Origin of the sequence: Streptomyces albus subsp. chlorinus, from assembly GCF_013302895.1 — a bacterium.
GTDB lineage: Bacteria > Actinomycetota > Actinomycetes > Streptomycetales > Streptomycetaceae > Streptomyces > Streptomyces chlorinus.
This window is the reverse complement of sequence record NZ_VJOK01000001.1, coordinates 5,927,400-5,944,840: the sequence shown is the minus strand read 5'-3', so window position 1 is coordinate 5,944,840 and position 17,441 is coordinate 5,927,400. Positions and strand designations below refer to the sequence as shown.

Below are 17,441 nucleotides of genomic sequence, written 5' to 3'. Positions count from 1 at the left end.
CAACACCAAGTTGTGAACGTTTCGTTTGCGCGGTTTCGTGCTCACTAACGCCCGTGCGCACACATCACCGCCACCCCGCAACCCGGACGCGGCATTCGGGCGGTTCCGCCCGGGTCCCGCGCGTCACAGCCACCCCGATGAGAAGCTATCTCACATCTGAGATAGTCTCCTCGCATGACCGACGACTACCTCGGCCGTATCGGCCAGTTGATCCGCGATGCCCGCCAGCACCGGGGCATGACGCAGTCACAACTCGCGGAAGCGCTCGGCACCAGCCAGAGCGCGGTCAACCGCATCGAGCGCGGGAACCAGAACATCAGCCTTGAGATGATCGCGCGCATCTCGGAAGCGCTGGACAGCGAGATCGTCTCCCTCGGCTACTCGGGCCCGATGCATCTGCGCGTCGTGGGCGGACGGCGGCTGGCCGGCAGCATCGACGTCAAGACGAGCAAGAACGCGTGCGTGGCGCTGCTGTGCGCCTCGCTGCTCAACTCGGGCCGTACGGTGCTGCGTCGGGTCGCGCGGATCGAGGAGGTCTACCGGATCCTGGAGGTCCTCTCCTCCATCGGGGTGCGGTGCCGGTGGATCAACGGCGGCGCCGACCTGGAGATCGTGCCGCCGGCCGAGCTGGACCTGGACTCCATCGACCAGGAGGCGGCGCGGCGTACGCGGAGCATCATCATGTTCCTCGGCCCGCTGCTGCACCGTATGGACCGCTTCCGCATCCCGTACGCGGGCGGCTGCGACCTGGGGACGCGGACGGTCGAGCCGCACATGAGCGCGCTGCGCCACTTCGGTCTCGCGGTCACCGCGACGGAGGGCGTCTACCACGCGGAGGTCGAGGCGGGTGTCGCACCCAAGCGGCCGATCGTGCTGACCGAACGCGGGGACACCGTCACCGAGAACGCTCTGCTGGCCGCGGCCCGGCACGACGGCGTGACCGTCATCCGCAACGCCTCGTCCAACTACATGGTCCAGGACCTGTGCTTCTTCCTGGAGCAGCTCGGCGTGCGCGTGGAGGGCATCGGTTCGACGACGCTGACCGTGCACGGCGTCCCGGTCATCGACACGGACGTGGACTACTCGCCGTCCGAGGACCCGGTCGAGGCCATGAGCCTGGTGGCCGCAGCCGTCGTCACCGAGTCGGAGCTGACGGTGCGCCGGGTGCCGGCCGAGTTCATGGAGATCGAGCTGGCCGTCCTGGAGGAGATGGGCCTCGACTTCGACCGCAGCGAGGAGTACGCCGCCGACAACGGGCGCACCCGGCTGACGGACCTGACGGTGCGGCCCTCCAAGCTGGAGGCACCCATCGACAAGATCCACCCGATGCCGTTCCCCGGCCTCAACATCGACAACGTCCCGTTCTTCGCGGCCATCGCCGCCTCGGCCCAGGGCAAGACCCTCATCCACGACTGGGTCTACGACAACCGCGCCATCTACCTCACCGACCTCAACCGGCTCGGCGGCAGGCTCCAGTTGCTCGACCCGCACCGGGTGCTGGTCGAGGGTCCGACCCGCTGGCGCGCGGCCGAGATGATGTGCCCCCCGGCGCTGCGCCCCGCCGTCGTCGTCCTGCTGGCCATGCTGGCCGCCGAGGGCACCTCCGTCCTCCGCAACGTCTACGTCATCAACCGCGGCTACGAGGACCTCGCGGAACGCCTCAACGAGGTGGGCGCCCAGATCGAGACGTTCCGGGACATCTGAGAGGCGGGTGCCGCCGCATCCCCTGTTGGCCTGCGCACCTGCGGGCCCGGGGCCGAGGGCCCGTGGGACGTCCGGTACTCCGGGCCAGGAGTGGGTCGAGGACCGCCAGGGTTGCCCTGGCGGTCCTCGACCCGACCCGGAGCCCTGACGGCTCAGGACTCCTTCAGGGCCAAAGCCTGCCTCTGCAACTCTTCCAGCACCGACACACTCTGGAAGAGGGTCTGGAGGGACGTGGTGATCAGGCGGGCGGGCCTGCGCAGCCGGCGGCTGGAGGCACCGAGCATGTTGATCAATGCCATCACCTCCTGGAACGAACCGTCCACGGCCTGCGCCTCCCAGGGGGCCATGACAACCTGCTCCAGCACCTCCTCCGCGTCCTGCGGCCATTCCGAGCGCGGCGTGCTCCCTGCCCATTCCAGAAACGCCCGGAACGCGACGGTGCTGGCACCCATGCGCTCCGCGAAGCGCTCGGTCGCTGCCGAAAGGTCGTCGGCCGGTCCCTCGATGGCTTTGGCCATGCGACTGACCACGACCATCTTGGTGCTCATCGAGGCCCCGGGATGACTGACCCGGGCCATGTCCTCGCCGATCAGAGCCATCATCTCCCCGATGTCCGTGACAGCGGTCTCCACGTCGGCCATGTCACCGGCGAGGGCTTCCAGTTGCGCCTCCGCTTCGACGACGAGATCGAACAGCCCGGGGGCGTTCTCGTCGTCCTCGGCGACAGCTTCCGCGCCGGGCCCGGGAACCGGTCCCGCAGGCAGCGAGGGGGCGGCGCACCCGCCCATCGCCTCCGCCAGTACGCTCGTCAGCTGCTGCCGGGCGAGGGCCGTCTCGGCGGGGTGCGACGGAAACGGGATACGAGGCTCCGCCGTTCCAGGGCCCGGGGGCCGGCCGGTTGCCTCCGTGACATGGACGGTGCACCGGCCAAGGGCGTGTCGCACTCCGAGCCCGAAGGACAGCTCCGCGTCGGATCCGCCCAGGTCCGCGACCACCACGTCCACCTCCGTGAGCATGCGCAGCAGCTGGTCCCTGGGCAAGCCGGCCTCCGCGAGGCTGTCAGCTCGCAGAAAGGTGAGCCCGAGCTGTTCACACGCGGGACGCACGAGGTCCTCATAGAGGATGGAGGACCGGTTTCGTTCGTCCGGGGGACGCTGTCCAGGCGGGTGGGCACTGTGCGTGGTGCAGAGGGCGAGGCAGGTGGGCACAACAAGCTCCTTCACATCTGGTCCGTGAAGCCCTGCAGCCGGACGGGCAGCCGGCAGGGCGAAGGGGGAACGGGTGGTCAGTCGAAGAGAGTGAGCGCCACCCCGTCGGCGATCTCGTCGGCGAAGACGGGACGCTCCTCGATGCCCAGCGCACACAGGAGATCAACCGTGAGCACCCGGTGGCGCCGGCCGACCCGGACCGTGGGGCAGGGGAAGGCGTCCTGCGCCACCAGCCGGTAGGCGGTACCCAGGCACATACCGAACGCCCTGGCCGCCGTCCGCAGGTCGACGCTGACCGGAAGGTTGAAGATCTCGCGGAAGGTGAGGGGTGTCCTGGGGCGGTCGGTCATCGGCTCCTCCCCACGCGCCGCAGGGAGACCTTGGCGACCTGGCGGCCCCGGCCCGCATACCCGACACTCGTGGCTGTGCCGGCCACGCCCCACTTCTGGGCAAGCGCGCCGAGCCGCACGCCCTCGACGCGATGGGCGGGGACGGTGATCCGCACGGTGGCCGAGAGCCCGGAACGGTGAGGGACTGGGTCGTAGTCCGCCTGCCAGTACCCTTCGGCGTCGATGTCGTGGAGAGCACCGTTGGCGCTCTCCACGTCGTCCACGGCCACTTCGCGCCGCGCCCGGTGCCACACAGTCCACGCACGCGAGCAGGCCGCACGCAGCACCGTTCCGCCGGGGTCGGGGTCCTCTGCTCCGGTCGCCGCCAGCTCTTCGAGGTAGCAGGTGACCAGCTCGGCCTCGACGTCTTCCCGTTCGGCGCGAAAGCTCCGGGTGATCTTGAAAGCGGTCCGGCGAAGCCCCGGGAGTCCCAGCCACACGACCGCCGTCGGCCAGTCGGATCCGTCGGCGTCGACGCGGAGGCGCTCCGCGATCTGACGCCACAGCGCCGCACGTGCCGGGGGGCACACGGAACGGTCGTACAGCAGACCGCGGGCCCGGGCCAGGGTCAGCGGGGTCCCGGCCCGTTCCGTCCCGTCGAAGAGGCGTAACGGGGGCGACGGATCGCTGCCGGCGCACTGCCGCTCGACGGCGGCGAAGATCCCGGAGTAAGGGGGAAGTGACATCGGTCCTCCTGCTCAATCGGTGTGCGTGGCCGGTGTTCTGCCGCGCCACGCGGCCAGTGCCCGGGCCGCCGGCTCCTTGCCGGGCATCGTGTCCGGACCCCTTTCGACGGACAGAAGCCAGCGCAGGAACCCGGGCTGCCGGGAAGCCACCAGGCCGTCGAGGAGTGCGCTCAGCGCCCGGGCCCGGTCCGCCCCCTGGTCCGCCTCCGCGCACCAGGCGAGAAGGACGTCCCGCATGTCCGCGAAGGTGACCGGCTCGTTGAGGGCGTGCCCTGCCAGCTGGACCGTGCTCGATGCCGACTCGGCGTCGGTGAGGATCCGGTCGCTCCACCAGGCCAGGTCCGTGCTCGCCATCACGGGAAAGGCGAGGGCCGCCAGCAGGCCGGGGACGCCGTCCGACTCCGTCCAGTCACGCATGCGGCACAGGACTCTCGTCCTGGCTCCGGAGTCGCCGGCTTCGAAGCGCTGCACCAGAGCTGCCGCGACCGTGCCGAAGACGGAGATGTCGTCCGTGTCGTCGCGCAGTGTCTCCATGAGTCGTTGCAGCAGTCGCAGCGCTTGCTCTTCCGTGATCCGTCCCCGCTCCGGGTGGCACGCGTAGGCCACTGCCTTGCGCAACGGTGCCTCGGCGGTGACACTCCACTGTTCGAGCAGGTCATCCGCTGTCCGTGCCGCCACCGGGTCATGGCCGGCGGTGGCCAGGCACCATGCGGCCACCTGGGGGGCGGAGAGGGACGGGGCCGAGGCCAAATCCTCCAGGAGTTCCATGGACCGGCCGCCTGTCGCCACCGCCATGGCGGCGACCGCACGGCCGGCCCGTTCGATCTGGTCTGCTTCATGGCTGGGACCGGCGAGCCAGGTGTGCGCGAGGGGCACGAGGTCCGTGTGATCGCGGCAGATGATCTCCCACACGGCTTCGCCCACGGCAGGCCGGATGAAGGACACCGTGTCCGTGACCCCCTCCTCGGCGTGCCGCACATGGTGCGCGCCCAGGAGCCGCAAGGTCTCGGACAAGGGCTGACGGGCAGCGCCGACGGTGTGGCCGTGCGCACACCGCGCGGCGGGGTCCTGCTCCTCTCGCTGCCCCCTCAGTCGCAGCAACTCCCCGGCCTGTTCCGTCACAACGCTGCGGTGAAGCCCCCCGTAGACGCTGAGGGAGAGCAGGTGGGCGAGGAGAGCGGGGTCCGCCTGGGCCCGGGCCACGAGGTCGGCGCCCTCCGCCTGGGCCACATGACGGAGGACCTCGGCGCCGGAGGCCCCGCCCTCGACGCCCATCCGCAGGACGGCTTCCGCTACCTGTGCCGCGTGGCGGGGTGGAAGCCCCTGGGGCAGCAGCTCGTCGAGTCGGCCCGGTTCCAGGGCGCGCAGCCACTGGTCACACGCCTTTTCGTCGGAACAGCCGTCCGAGAGATGTGCGGTGAAGACCTGCCGAGGGTCCGGCGGGTGGTGGCGTACCACCGGCACGCTCAGGTGGTCCGCCAAGGCGCCGGCCAGCCCTGGGGCATCCGCCAGGACGATGACCAGTCGCGCTGCCGCCTCGGCCAAGGGCGCCTCCAGCCGGGACAGGTCCCATGCCCGGAGCGCGAACGGGTCCGGGGGCTCCATCACCAGGTATCCGTGCACGCCTTGGGCCCTCGGCCCCCACCGGGAGAGGTTGACAGCCCCGTCCACCTGCACGAGCACGGGTTCCTCACTGCCGTGAGCCAGCAGGTTGAGGGCGTGCGTCTCCCGTCCGGTACCCGGCTCTCCGAGGAGCACCGCGATGCCGGAGTCGAGCGCGGCGAGTGCTTCGTCGAAGCAGGGCGGCCGCACGAAGCGCCGTCTCACCGACTTCAGATACGTGGCCCGGACAGGGCCTTGCCGCATCGGTCCCGTGGCCGCGCCACTCCTCGTCGCAGAGGACACGACCTGTCGTTGGCCGCCCGTCACGACGCCGGTGTTGACGGTGCCGTGCGGAGCGACGACCACCATCTCCCGGCCGGCCAGGGCCGCTACGAGGCCATCGAGGTCACCGGCCCGGGAGATCTCAGCCGTCACTGTCGGCTCCCTCGCCGAAGTGGCCGGGGAACCTGATGGCCGTGACATGCTGGCCACCGTGGACGGTGCCGGTGTTGATGATGCCGCGTTCGGCCTTCAACACCCTCGCAGGGGGAACTTCCGTTTCATGGCCGGTATCCGGTGCCGCGCGGTGCGCAGCCACCGCCTCGGCGGTCTCCTGCGGCTCGGCGGCCTCCTGCGGTCGACGGAACTCGATTACCTCGTCCGTACTCCGAATCTCTTCTGCTCGCATGTCGCCCTTCAATGCTTCGGACGCCCTGAAATCCGTTCGGGCGCCCCGCTTCCTGGACGAGTCGAGAATCCCGCATATCCGCCTGAGGCACCGCTCCTGAGGCCCAGAAAAACAGTGACCGCAGCCACACTTTGAAGAGCGTTGAGGGCCGCACATGAATGAGCGAGTGTGTTTCCCGCGGAAAGCACACTCGCTCATTGATTCGATTACAGAAGAATTGCCGTCGCCGTCAGGCGGTCTCGCCGGGTACCGGACGTCCGAGTGCGGAGAGCCGGTCGCGCAGGAGGCAGGAAATCTCTTTGCGCTCCTGGTCGGTCAGCGTGCCCAGCAGTACCGCCAGTTCCTCCTGCCAGTCGGTGCGCGGAGGGCTCAGCAGATCCTGGTGATCGACCGCCCAGCTCAGTACCTCGCGCACCTGGTCGGGATGCCTGAGCAGCCAGAGCGCCGCCAGTGAGGCCGGCCCGGCGTGCAGCGCCTGGAGGCAGAACTCGTACTCGCCGCGGCGGCTGGGCGTCCAGGAGTAGCGGACTCCCTCACCTTCCTCCTGGCCGAGGAGCAGTTCCTCGCCGGTCTCCCGGAGCCGGACGTCGAACACCCGGTAGCTCAGGCCCGTTTCCTCCAGGCGCTGCGGCATGCTGAGGTGCTGCATGATCTCCGGGGCCCCGAGTCCGCTCCCGGCCACCTCCTGCGCCTCGGCCAAGTGGCGCAGCGCGCTGGTGAGATGGGACCGCACGACGTGCCAGCCGTGCACGGTCTTCGCGCGCACGACGCGTACGGGATCGTGGACCCACCACGAGACCCACAGATCCACCGATTCCCTTCCGTACACCGTGGGCAGGCCGACCGCCTGTGTGTCCACGTGTTCGGTCGTGTCGACCCGGAAGACGTCCGTGTAGCCTCCGCGCAAGCCGGGCGCAGCGGCTTCGTCCGGCACGGGCACGTACGCACCGGTGTCCTCCGGGTCCCCGCGATGACCTAGGAAGAAGCAGTTCCCGGCCGCGTCTCTGAGCACGAGCGACCAATCCCTCGCCCCGGACCAGCGATGACCGAGGATTTCCCGCCAGGGCGGCCTGGTGGACCGGACGAAGAGACGCATCTGCGATTCGTCGCTCATACCGCCTCCCGGTGTCCGCCGGCGCGCCACCTGCTGAGCGAAGCCCGCGCCGTGCCCAGCCCGGCCCAGCCTTCCGTGCCCCTCTCCTCCATTTCCACGAACAACCGGAATTCGCCGGATCGCAGGGAACGAGCCAAAGCGGCACACAAGTTTTCCATCGCCCGGAACGGCATTTCGTCCCATCGGCCCTGCTCGGCCCAGCGCAGCAATGCCCGGCAGGTCGTGTCGAACGTGCTGTCCGCGTTCAAGGCGCGGCGGACGGTTTCCACTATCGACGCGGCGTCCGGGGTCTCCTCGGCGAGGTTCCGCATGAACCACTGGGGTGAGTGGAGCAACTGGGCGAACAGTGCGAGCACCTGCTCCGTGTCGCCCCGCTCCGCGTCCAGCCATTCGAGTAGCCGACCGAACACCTTCGCCTCGTTACCGGCCTGGAACAGGCTCGCCAGCGCCACCCGGACGGCCAGCAGGACTTTGTCGTCGTCCACGCGGTCCTCCTCACCCGGGCGGTCCCGCACCCCGAGGAGGAGGGTGTGCAGGAGTTGCAGTGCCAGGTCGGGACGTGAGAGCCCGAACTCCGCACCGCAGGCGTAGGCCACCGTGGTCCTCAGACGCACGTCGACCGCCATGCTCCACTCCTGCAGGCGGTAGCGCACCTCGGCGACCAGCACGGGGTCCTCGGCCGCGATTCCCAGCGCGTTCGCCGCGATGAGGCGGCTGGTCGTGCGCTCGGACTCGGCGAAAGCACGGATGTGCCGCAGTGCGCGCCGTCCGCCTCCCCACTTCGCCGCCCCGCCCACGAACTGGCCGACGGCGCGGGTGAGTTCACTGGAGCGGTCCACTTCCCGCAGCCACTCGATCAGGAGTTCCGACAACTGTCCGTACTCGCGCCACACATGCCTGAGGACCGCCTCGGCCTGCCGGTGCCTGACGAACACGACCGCTTCCACGCTGTGCGCATACGCTCCCTCCGTACGGATCTCGCGTTCCCGCGGGACGGCACGGACGGCATGCAGCAGTTCCGTCAGGGAACGCCGGAAGACGAAGCCGGGGTTGGGCCGGTCGGCCTTCTCGGCTCCTTGTGGGTCCGTCCCCGGCAGCACAGCCGTCAGACGGCCCTCGGACAGCTTCAGCAGCCGGTCGGCCTCCTCCCTGACAAGCCGGTGATCCAACCCCTCGTAGACACAAGCGGCCAGCAAGAAGGCCAGGGCGTCGGGATCATCGCGCAGCTTTTCCATGAGGGCCGGGACTTCCCGCTCGGCCCGGTAGCTCAGCCGCGCCCCCACGTCACCGAGCGCGTCCGCGTCGCCGTCGGCCGCGACGATGGCCGACACCAGTTCCACCACCTCGGCCGGCACCAGCTCCGGCACCAGCAGATCGCCCAGCTCGTGGCGCCCCTTCAACGCTGACAGCAGACGCTCCCGCTCCCGCTGGTCCGGGACCATCGCTTCGAAACAGCTGCCGAACACCCGGGAGGGCGGCGGCGGGACGCACACCGTGGGGCTGACGTGGAGGTCCTGCTCGATGCGGCGCAGCAGGGCCGCGTCGTCCGGCAGCACGATCACCATGTGCGCCCCGGCCTTCTTCAGCAGCGAGCGCACATGGCCCAGCACACCGGGGCCGAGGGGCCGGGACGGGAAGAGGCCGTCCATCAGATAGCCACGTGCCGACGCGTCGGTGGGCTGCCAGCGGTCCAGTTCGGTGACGCTGTCCAGTGCCCGCAGCGGAGCGGTTCCCCCACAGCTGGCCCGCAGGAGGTTGAGCGCCGCGGTGCGGCGGCCGGACCCCGGCCGCCCGGCCAGGAAGAGCGGCCCCTGCTTCAGCTTCTGCAGGGCCGTGCCGAACCAGTCGGGCTGCGCGAACCCGAAGGCGGCGGCCCGTACTTCCGCCTCCGGGATGGGGCCCTCGCGTACCCTGCCTTCCCGCGGTTTCCGCCCCTCAGCGGCGGACCCGTTGTGCACACGTTGACCGCCGTGGACGGAGCCCGCGTTGATGTTCCCGTGCGGGGCGTACACGAAGGGGCCTCTGGCCCCCGCGGAGCCTCTGATGGCGTCGAGCAGCTCGGAGACGTCGTGCTCCGTCTCCATGCGGAGCACTCCGTCGTCGGGCGGGGGTTCCGGCGCGGCCGACGGCGGGCCCGGCAGCTGAGCCGTGCCCGTCCCTTCCCCCGGGGTCACTGTCGCCCCTGGTACTTGTTGCCACGGACCTGGTCCCCCTGGAAGCCGCGGACACGGCCCGCCTTGTTGCCTTCGACGTGATCCCCGGCGACGTGGTAGTTGCCCACGCTCTGCCCACCGTGGACGGTGCCGGTGTTGAGGTTGCCGTTGGGGGCGCTGTTGCTCACCTGCGGAGTCGTCGCCGTGGCCTCCTCGGGCGGATGGACGGCTTCCCGGACGGGCTCCGGAGCGCTGACGCCGTCCGAAAGCTCTTCGTACAGGGGTCCGGACGGGTGGGGTACGTAGATCCAGGCCCGCTGGGAGAACGGCTTGCCGCTGACCGTCGCGGCCACCTCCACGAAGTGGTCGGGATGACGCCCGGTGTACCCGCTGGCGACCGCGTCTTCGTAGCAGCGGTCGGAGAGGATGGCCGCGACGTGGGTGATGTTCTCCTTGTGAGAGGCGAGCACAGCTTTGACCGGGTGCGAGTCGAGCAGCCGGTGCGTGTCGTTGCGCGCTGTCCCGTTGCCGCCGAACTCGTCCCCGGTCTCGGGCAGCGGACCGACGTGCAGACTGACCCGGAGCCGGATGGGCACCGCCCCGTGGGACAGGACGTTGAAGTCGGTCAGTACGTCCTGGAGCGTGTGCAGCAACGGGTGGATCACGAAGGGCATGCGCCTGGGGTCGAACCCGAAGACGTAACCGTCACCGGTCGAGGCGGGGAACGTGCGGCCGTCCCAGATGTCCCTCAGCTCCGCCCTGGACAGCGCGGTCTTGAGGAGTTCGGGTACGGCGCGGCTGACGGCTTCGTGCTCGATCGCCGGGCGTCCCGTGAAGTCCTTTGCGTCCACGGCCAGGATGCCCCGATAGGGAGGCAGCGCACGGCTGCGGGTGTACGGACCGGTGATCTGCTGGGGTAGCGCACTGTCGAACTCGCGCATGTCACTCCTCTGTGAAGCCTGCCCGGCCACGTGGAGACCGGGCGGGAACGCTCGTGCATGTGTCGTCGCGCATGTCGAGCTTCACAGCGGGTGCGGTGGCGTTCCGCTCCACAGGACCAGAAGAGGAGTGACGTGGGTCACTTCGCGCTCAGATGCCGACGCGACTGGCCACCGTCTGGCGCAGCCCTTCCACACTGACCACCTCGATCCGGCTCTTCCCGGCCGTCACCCGGTCCGGCCCGAGCCTTTCCAGTGCTTTGCTGACGGCCTTGCGGCCCACGGCGATGTGCTGGGCCAGTTCTTCCCTGGTGAGAGAGAAGGAGGTGTCTCCGCCGGAGACCTCGACAAGGCGGAGCAGCGCCATGGCGAGCCGTTCGTGTATGTCCCCGTCGTGGACCTCGGTCTGCTCCCGCAGGCGGTTGAAGGCCATCACGGCGAGCGGAAAGGCGAGCCGGTGTTCGTGGACGAAGCGCTGGAAATCCGCGGCGGGCACGATGGATGCTTGGCAATCGGTCATGGCCCACACGTCGGCCAGCCGCACACCGTCGTTCTGGAGCGCCATCTCGCCGAGGATCTCGCCCTCCCCGCGGAAGGCCAGCAACCGCTGCCGCCCGTCACGGTCGGTCCGGACCACCTTCACCAGACCGCGGACCAGCGCGAGCACATGAGTTCCCCTGCCTCCCTGCCGAAGCAGCGCCCGGCCCGACAGAAAGGTTTGCAGCGGATAGCGTGTCAGCCCTGCCCACTCCTTGTGCGGTACCAAGGCGCGAAGAGGTGACACCGAGAGGGAGCTTTCCTCGCTCATGCGGGTCACGCTAGAGGAGAAGCATGCGAGGTAAGCGCGGAACTCCGCATTCCGCGCTTACGCGACAGACGAAGAGGCCGGAATGCTTCCATCCGGCGAAAAGGCTTCCTCTCCGGTGGGAACCCTCACACCCGGCAACCCTGGCCACCAGCGACCCGGGCTGACGCCTGTGGTCAGCCCCTCACATCCGCCACCGCCACCGGCTCGCCCTTGCGGCGGGAGAGGTCGCAGGCCTCGGCGATGTAGAGGGCCTGGAGGGCCTCGCCGGGGGAGCAGGGGTTGGCGGTGCGGCCCGCGGCCAGTTCCACGAAGGCGCCGAGTTCAGCGACGTAGGCGTCGTGGAAGCGTTCCATGAACGTCGTGTAGGGCGTGCCCCGCTGCCACGTCAGGTGCGGCTCGGCGGTGGGCAGCGGGGCGCGGTCGTCGAGGCCGACGACGCGGGTGTCGTGCGAGCCGCACACCTCCAGGCGTACGTCGTAGCCGGCGCCGTTGTAGCGGGTGGCGGTGACGGTGGCCAGGGTGTCGTCGTCGAACCGCATCACCACGGCGCAGGTGTCCACGTCGTCGCCGGCCGCGAAGAAGTCCTCACCGCGGTTGGCGCCCAGCGCGTAGACCGAGACGACCTCGCGGCCGGTGACCCAGCGCAGGATGTCGAAGTCGTGGATGCCGCAGTCCCGGAAGAGCCCGCCGGAGGTCGGGATGTAGGCGGCGGGCGGCGGCGCCTGGTCACTGGTGCAGGCGCGCAGGGTGTGCAGCCGGCCCAGCGCGCCGGAGCGGACGGCTTCGCGGGCGGCCCGGTACCCGGCGTCGAACCGGCGCTGGAAGCCGACCTGGACGGGGACCGTGCCGCTCTCCGCGCGGTCGGCGACGGCGCGGGTGCCGCGGACGTCGAGTGCCACGGGCTTCTCGCAGAAGACCGGCACCTCGTGGTCGAGCGCCTGGTGGATGAGGTCGGCGTGGGCACTGGTCGCGGCGGCGATGACGACACCGTCCAGCCCCCCGGCGTACAGCTGGTCGATGGTGCGGGCGGCGTCCACCTCCAGGGAGGCGGCGAGTGCCTGGGCGCGGGCGGTGTCGACGTCGGCGACGGTGACAGCCGTGACGCCGGGGACGGTCTTGAGGGTCGCGGCATGGAAGGCGCCGATGCGTCCGGTGCCGATGAGGCCGATCTTCATCTCAGGTCCTTGCGGTTGTCTCGGCGGGGCGAGTCGGGGTCAGGTCGAGTCTTGACGAGTCGGGTCGGGTCGGGACGAGCCGGGTCGGGTCGGGTCGGATCTGGGGGGTGGCGGCGCGCCGATCGCCCGCGCACCGCGGTCGTGCTCCCGGCCCCCGGTCCTCCTGTGCCGGGTGCCCCGCGGCGGTGGTGCGTGAGGGCGGCGTCGGCGGGGAGGGGCGGGCCGACAGTCGGCCCCCGGCACCTCGTTCGGTCGGCTCGGTCCGTTCGGTGGCTCGGTCGGCCCGGTCCGCCCGGTCCGCCCGGTCCGCCCGGTCCGCCCGGTCCGCCCGGTCCGCCCGGTCCGCCCGGTCCGCCCGGCGGCGAGCGTCTCCGCCCGCTGACGATCATCATTCAGGTGGGGGGCGAGAGGGGCGTGGCGGCGCCGAGGGAGCGGGGGGCCGTGCCTGTCGTCATGGGCGTCAGGCGCCGCAGGAGCGCAGGAAGCGGCGGGTGCGTTCGGCGATGGGAAAGGGGCGGTCCGGCGGGCAGGGGTACATGTCCTGCTCGACGATGGCGAAGAGGTCCACGCCCAGTTCCTGGGCCGCCTCCAGTACGGGCGGCAGCTCCGGCACGCCGTGCGGCGGCTCGCACATCACGCCCTGCCGCACGGCCGGCCCGAACGGGGTGCCGTTGGCGTGGACCTCGGCCAGGATGTCGGGGTCCACCTGCTTGAGGTGCAGATAGCCGATGCGTTCGCCGTAGGTCCTGATGAGCTTGACGCTGTCGCCGCCGCAGTAGGCGTAGTGGCCGGTGTCCAGGCACAGCCGCACCAGGTCGCCGTCGGTGGCGTCCAGGAAGCGGGTGACGTTCTCCTCGGTGTCGATATGGGTGTCGGCGTGCGGGTGGACGACGATGCCGAGGCCGTACTCCTCGCGCACTTGCCGGGCGAGCCGTTCCATGCCGGCGGCCTGGTGCCGCCACTGCTCGGCGGTCAGCTCGTGCGGCTCCAACTCCTCGGCGGTCTTGTCGTCGCGCCAGAAGGAGGGGATGACGACGAGGTGGGAGGCGTCCATGGCACGGGCGAGCGCGGCCACTCGCGCCACGTGCTCCCAGGTGGCGTCCCAGACGGCCGGGCCGTGGTGCAGCGAGGTGAAGACGGTGCCGGCGGAGACCTGCAGCCCCCGCCGGGCGGTCTCCTCGCGGAGCACGGCCGGATCGGTGGGCAGATAGCCGTACGGACCCAGCTCGATCCACTCGTAACCGGCTTCGGCCACCTCGTCCATGAACCGCTGCCAGGGGACCTGCTGGTCGTCGTCGGGGAACCAGACGCCCCACGAGTCGGGTGCCGATCCGACGCGGAGCCTGTCGAGTACGGGGGTGGCCGGACGCGGTGCGGACATGGGTGCGGTTCTCCTCCCCCCGGCCGGCGGTGACCGGGAAGGCGCTGGTTAGCGATGTCGTCGGCTCAGCCTGCGGGGCCGCGGCGAGCACTGTCAAGACTTCGTCCTGACATAAGGACTTAAGGACTTTGTCAGGCGAACATGTGTACCCGGACCTGGACTTGCCCCCTGAGTTTGTCGGCCCGATCCTGCCGGGCCCGAGCTTGTCGAGCCTCGGCTTGCCCCGCCGAGCTTGCCCCGCCCGAGCTTGTCCCGCCCGGGTGCGTCTCATGGCTCGGGCGGACGTCACCCGTCGACGGCAGGCGTCCCCGTCACGTGAGCACCCGGCGGAGGGCTCCGCGGCTCGGAGCCGTTCGGCGGGAAGCGCGCGGCTCCGCGCGCCCGATCGCGGCGCAGCAAAACGGAGCGGGAGCAGCGGAGCAGCCGTTCGGAGCCGGAGCAGGGGCGCGGGTCGGGGGCGGCAGTTCCGGCGGTTCAGGTGGTCCGGGTGGTTCGCACCGCGTCCCGCAGCGGGTCGTACGGCGACAGGTCGAGGCCCGGTTCGCGGCCGAGGGCGAGGGCGGCGGCGACGGCACCCGCGTACGGGCCCGCCGTCAGCCCGGCCGGGCCCAGCCCGTTGGCGACGACCAGCCCGGCCGGCTCCGGCACCGTACCCAGCAGCGGCTGCCCGTCCGGGGCCGCGGGGCGGAACCCGACCCGGGTCTCCACGAGGGTGGCCGAGGCCAGGCCCGGCGCGACGGCGAGGGCCTGGTTCAGCACCTCGGCCAGGCCCTGCGCGGTGACCCGGTGGTCGAAGCCGGTGCCCTCCTCGCGGGTGGCGCCCGCGACGACGCGGGAGTCGTCGAACGTCAGCAGGTAATGGCCGGTACCCGGCAGGACCACCGGCCAGTGCGTGGTGTCGGCACCGGGCAGCCGCAGATGCGCGATCTGACCGCGCTGCGGGACGACAGGAACGCGGACCCCGACGGGCTCCAGCAGCGCGGGCGACCAGGCACCCGCCGCGGCCACCACCGCGTCGGCCGCAAGCGGTTCGCCGTCCACCCGCACGCCGCGCACCCGGCCGCCGCGGGTCTCGATACGGGCCGTGCCGCGGACCGTCCGCAGCCCGTACCGCTCCGCCGCCGCCACCAGTGCGGCGCACATCCGCCGCCCGTCCAGCCGGGCGGCGCCGGATATGTGCAGGGCGCGGCCGGTGAACCCGCCCCCGCCGGCTGGTGCCGCACCACCGCTCGATGCCATACCGCCGCTCGATGCCGCACCGTCGCTGGATGCCGCACCTCCGGCCGGTGCCCGACCGCCGCTCGGCATCGGGCCGCCGCTCGGCATCGGGCCGCCGCTCGGCATCGGGCCGCCGCTCGGTATCGGACCGCCGCTCGATTCCGTGCTGCCGGACGCGGGGGCGAGGGCGGGGAAGAGGCGGCGGGCCTCGGTGGCGTCCACGGTGGTGACCTCGCCCGCGTGCGGGTCGGCCGCCGCGCGGGCGGTGACCCGCGCGATTGTCCGTGCGGCCTCGTCCGGGTCCGGGGGCAGCAGGAGGAGCGCACCGACCCCGCGGTGGCCGACGTCGCCCTGACCGTCCTCGGCGAGCGCCGCCAGCAGTCGCGGGTAGTGCCCGGCTCCCGCGGTCGGCAGCGGTTCCTCGTCGCGGCCGGTCCAGGGGCAGATGATGCCGGCGCCCGCCGAGGTGGCCCGGCCCTCGCGTGCCGCGTCGACCAGCACGGTCTCCGCGCCCGCGCGCACCAGTTCGTACGCCGTGGCCGCACCGACGATCCCCGCTCCGACGACGACGATCCGCACCCTGCCTCCTCCGGTCTCCCGCGCTGGGCCCCCACACCACCACCCGCCGGTCCGGCCGTCAACGCCCCCGCTCCCGACGGGCCACCCGGCCGACCCGGGTGTAGACGCCCCGCCCCCGCCCCACCCGTTCACGGCCCCTTCCCTCCCCTCCCCTCCCCTGCCCGACCCCGTCCCTTGACGGATCACCCGGCCCACCGGCTCGTCCAGCCCCACCGTCCGGCAACACCCAACGGCAGGCCGCCGGTACGTCAGCCCGCACATCAGCGGCACGTCAGCCCGCGCGTCGGCCCGTGCGCCAGCGGGCACGTCAGCCCGCGCGTCCGCCCCATCCCTGCGGGCGAAGGTCGCGAGGAAGAGGGTTCGCTACGCAGAGTGCTGGAAAGTGACGCATGGTAACCCCTCGGAGGAGGTGGCTCCGTGATCACTGCCGGACCGGGCACGTCGCTCCTGATGGACGCGCGCGTGCGGCTCAGCCCCGCGGCGGAGGGCATCGACACCAGCGGTGAACCCCCGGTGTGGCGGACGGAGCTGCCGGACGGCTCCACGGCATGGGTGGCCACCGGGTACGCCGCCGTCCGGCAAGCCCTGACCGACCCCGTCCTCCGCAAGCCCGTCGCGTACGGCGGCGAACGCTGGCGGCGCCACCTCGCCTTCACCGGACCCCACGTCACCGACAGCATCGTCCGCAGCATGCTCAACGCGGACGGCGACCGGCACCGGCGACTGCGCGCGCTGGGCGCCGTGGCGCTGACCACCGAGCGGCTGCGGGCCGGCCTCGCCCGCGCGGCGCGGCTGGCCGAGGAGCGGCTCGACCGGATCACCGCACGCGACCACGCCGACCTGGTACGGGACTTCGCGCGCCCGTTCGCCGTCAGCACGGTCACCGAACTCTACGGATACCCGCCCGAGTTCGCCCGCCGGGTGCGGACACTGCCGCGCCTGACACCGTCACCCGTCTTCTCCCCCGCCGGTTCCCCCGAACGCCGCCGGTACGGCGCCGAGCGGGAGGCGGTGAGCGAGCTGCTGCACGACCTGGTGGCGGTCAAACGGCGCAGACCGGGCCCCGACGCGGTGAGCGACCTCATCGCCCGCGCCGACGCCGAGGGCTTCGACGACGGCGAACTCACCTCGACCCTCTTCCTGTTGCTGGTGGCCGCCTGCGAGCCGGTCAGCGACTTCCTGACCGCAAGTCTGTACAGCCTGTGGCAGCGGCCCACGCTGCTCGCCGACCACGACCTGGTCACCGCCGGCACCGACGAACTGCTGCGCTTCACCAGCCCCCTGGCCGCCACCATGCCGCGCTTCGCCACCCGGACGACGGAACTGGCCGGCATCGAACTTGAGGCGGGGGACGCCGTGCTCCTCCACCTGGCGCTCGCCAACCGGGACCCGGCACGCTTCGCCCGCCCCAACCGGCTGGAACTGTCCCGGGCCTACGAGCAGGACGTCGTGTTCGCCCACGGACCCCATTACTGCCTGGGCACCCACCTGGCCGTCCCGCTGTGCCGCACCGCGCTGGCCGCCGTACTGCGCCGCCTGCCCGGGCTGACCGCCGCCCGGCCGCTGGAGACCCTGCCCTGGCATCCCGGCTCCACCGGCACCCTCACCCACCTCCACGTCGCCGCGGGCCTCCAGGAACTCCCCGTCACCTTCGAGACCCGGCCGCCGCGCCGGCCGCACCGGGCGGCCTTCGTCTGAGGTCCGCGACATCGGTCCGGTACGTCACCGGTCCGGTACGTCAACCGGGCCGGTACCTCATGGATCCGGTACCTCATGGATCCGGTACCTCATGGATCCG

14 protein-coding genes are annotated in these 17,441 nt (G+C 71.4%); 2 read left to right on the top strand and 12 right to left on the bottom strand.

The annotated features are described in order from the left end of the window. Positions 1-174: 174 nt before the first annotated feature. Complete coding sequence (locus FM076_RS25805; RefSeq protein ID WP_173873298.1) at positions 175-1,704, top strand: helix-turn-helix domain-containing protein; 1,530 nt, start codon at positions 175-177, stop codon at positions 1,702-1,704. Positions 1,705-1,856: 152 nt separating this feature from the next. Here FM076_RS25805 and FM076_RS25800 read toward each other — a convergent pair whose 3' ends face one another. The 12 genes from FM076_RS25800 to FM076_RS25740 all read right to left on the bottom strand — a co-directional run bounded on the left by FM076_RS25800 (position 1,857) and on the right by FM076_RS25740 (position 15,643). Next, the gene (locus tag FM076_RS25800) at positions 1,857-2,744 is read right to left on the bottom strand and encodes a hypothetical protein (protein WP_243274641.1); all 888 of its coding nucleotides are present in this window, start codon (positions 2,742-2,744) and stop codon (positions 1,857-1,859) included. A gap of 245 nt (positions 2,745-2,989) precedes the next feature. Next, complete coding sequence (locus tag FM076_RS25795) at positions 2,990-3,262, bottom strand: DNA-binding protein (protein ID WP_173873296.1); 273 nt, start codon at positions 3,260-3,262, stop codon at positions 2,990-2,992. Beyond that, a complete protein-coding gene (locus FM076_RS25790) occupies positions 3,259-3,987 on the bottom strand; it encodes a hypothetical protein (RefSeq protein WP_173873295.1) in 729 nt (242 codons plus the stop codon). Before FM076_RS25790 ends, FM076_RS25795 begins: the two co-directional genes overlap by 4 nt. Positions 3,988-3,999: 12 nt before the next feature. Then, entirely contained in the window at positions 4,000-6,024 is a 2,025-nt protein-coding gene (locus tag FM076_RS25785) for a hypothetical protein (protein WP_345945229.1), read from the bottom strand. Further along, positions 6,014-6,289 (bottom strand): S-type pyocin domain-containing protein, encoded by a 276-nt coding sequence (locus tag FM076_RS25780; RefSeq protein ID WP_243274639.1) that lies wholly within the window; start codon positions 6,287-6,289, stop codon positions 6,014-6,016. Before FM076_RS25780 ends, FM076_RS25785 begins: the two co-directional genes overlap by 11 nt. A gap of 217 nt (positions 6,290-6,506) precedes the next feature. After that, positions 6,507-7,136 carry a hypothetical protein gene (locus FM076_RS25775; RefSeq protein ID WP_345945228.1) on the bottom strand — a complete coding sequence of 210 codons (630 nt, stop codon included), beginning with the start codon at positions 7,134-7,136 and terminating at the stop codon, positions 6,507-6,509. Positions 7,137-7,387: 251 nt separating this feature from the next. Further along, positions 7,388-9,475, bottom strand: a complete 2,088-nt coding sequence (locus FM076_RS25770; RefSeq protein WP_243274638.1) for a hypothetical protein — start codon at positions 9,473-9,475, stop codon at positions 7,388-7,390. A gap of 86 nt (positions 9,476-9,561) precedes the next feature. Further along, the gene (locus tag FM076_RS25765) at positions 9,562-10,485 is read right to left on the bottom strand and encodes a hypothetical protein (protein WP_173873292.1); all 924 of its coding nucleotides are present in this window, start codon (positions 10,483-10,485) and stop codon (positions 9,562-9,564) included. Positions 10,486-10,633: 148 nt separating this feature from the next. Beyond that, positions 10,634-11,290, bottom strand: coding sequence for a Crp/Fnr family transcriptional regulator (locus tag FM076_RS25760; RefSeq protein WP_173873291.1), 657 nt, complete (start codon positions 11,288-11,290; stop codon positions 10,634-10,636). 173 nt (positions 11,291-11,463) lie between these two features. Beyond that, positions 11,464-12,465 (bottom strand): Gfo/Idh/MocA family protein, encoded by a 1,002-nt coding sequence (locus tag FM076_RS25755; protein ID WP_173873290.1) that lies wholly within the window; start codon positions 12,463-12,465, stop codon positions 11,464-11,466. A gap of 460 nt (positions 12,466-12,925) precedes the next feature. Beyond that, entirely contained in the window at positions 12,926-13,846 is a 921-nt protein-coding gene (locus FM076_RS25745) for a sugar phosphate isomerase/epimerase family protein (RefSeq protein WP_173873289.1), read from the bottom strand. A gap of 474 nt (positions 13,847-14,320) precedes the next feature. Next, positions 14,321-15,643, bottom strand: coding sequence for an FAD-dependent oxidoreductase (locus FM076_RS25740; RefSeq protein ID WP_173873288.1), 1,323 nt, complete (start codon positions 15,641-15,643; stop codon positions 14,321-14,323). A 417-nt stretch (positions 15,644-16,060) separates the two neighbouring features. Between FM076_RS25740 and FM076_RS34735 the strand changes: the two genes are divergently transcribed. After that, positions 16,061-17,341 (top strand): cytochrome P450, encoded by a 1,281-nt coding sequence (locus tag FM076_RS34735; protein ID WP_173873287.1) that lies wholly within the window; start codon positions 16,061-16,063, stop codon positions 17,339-17,341. Positions 17,342-17,441 lie beyond the last annotated feature (100 nt).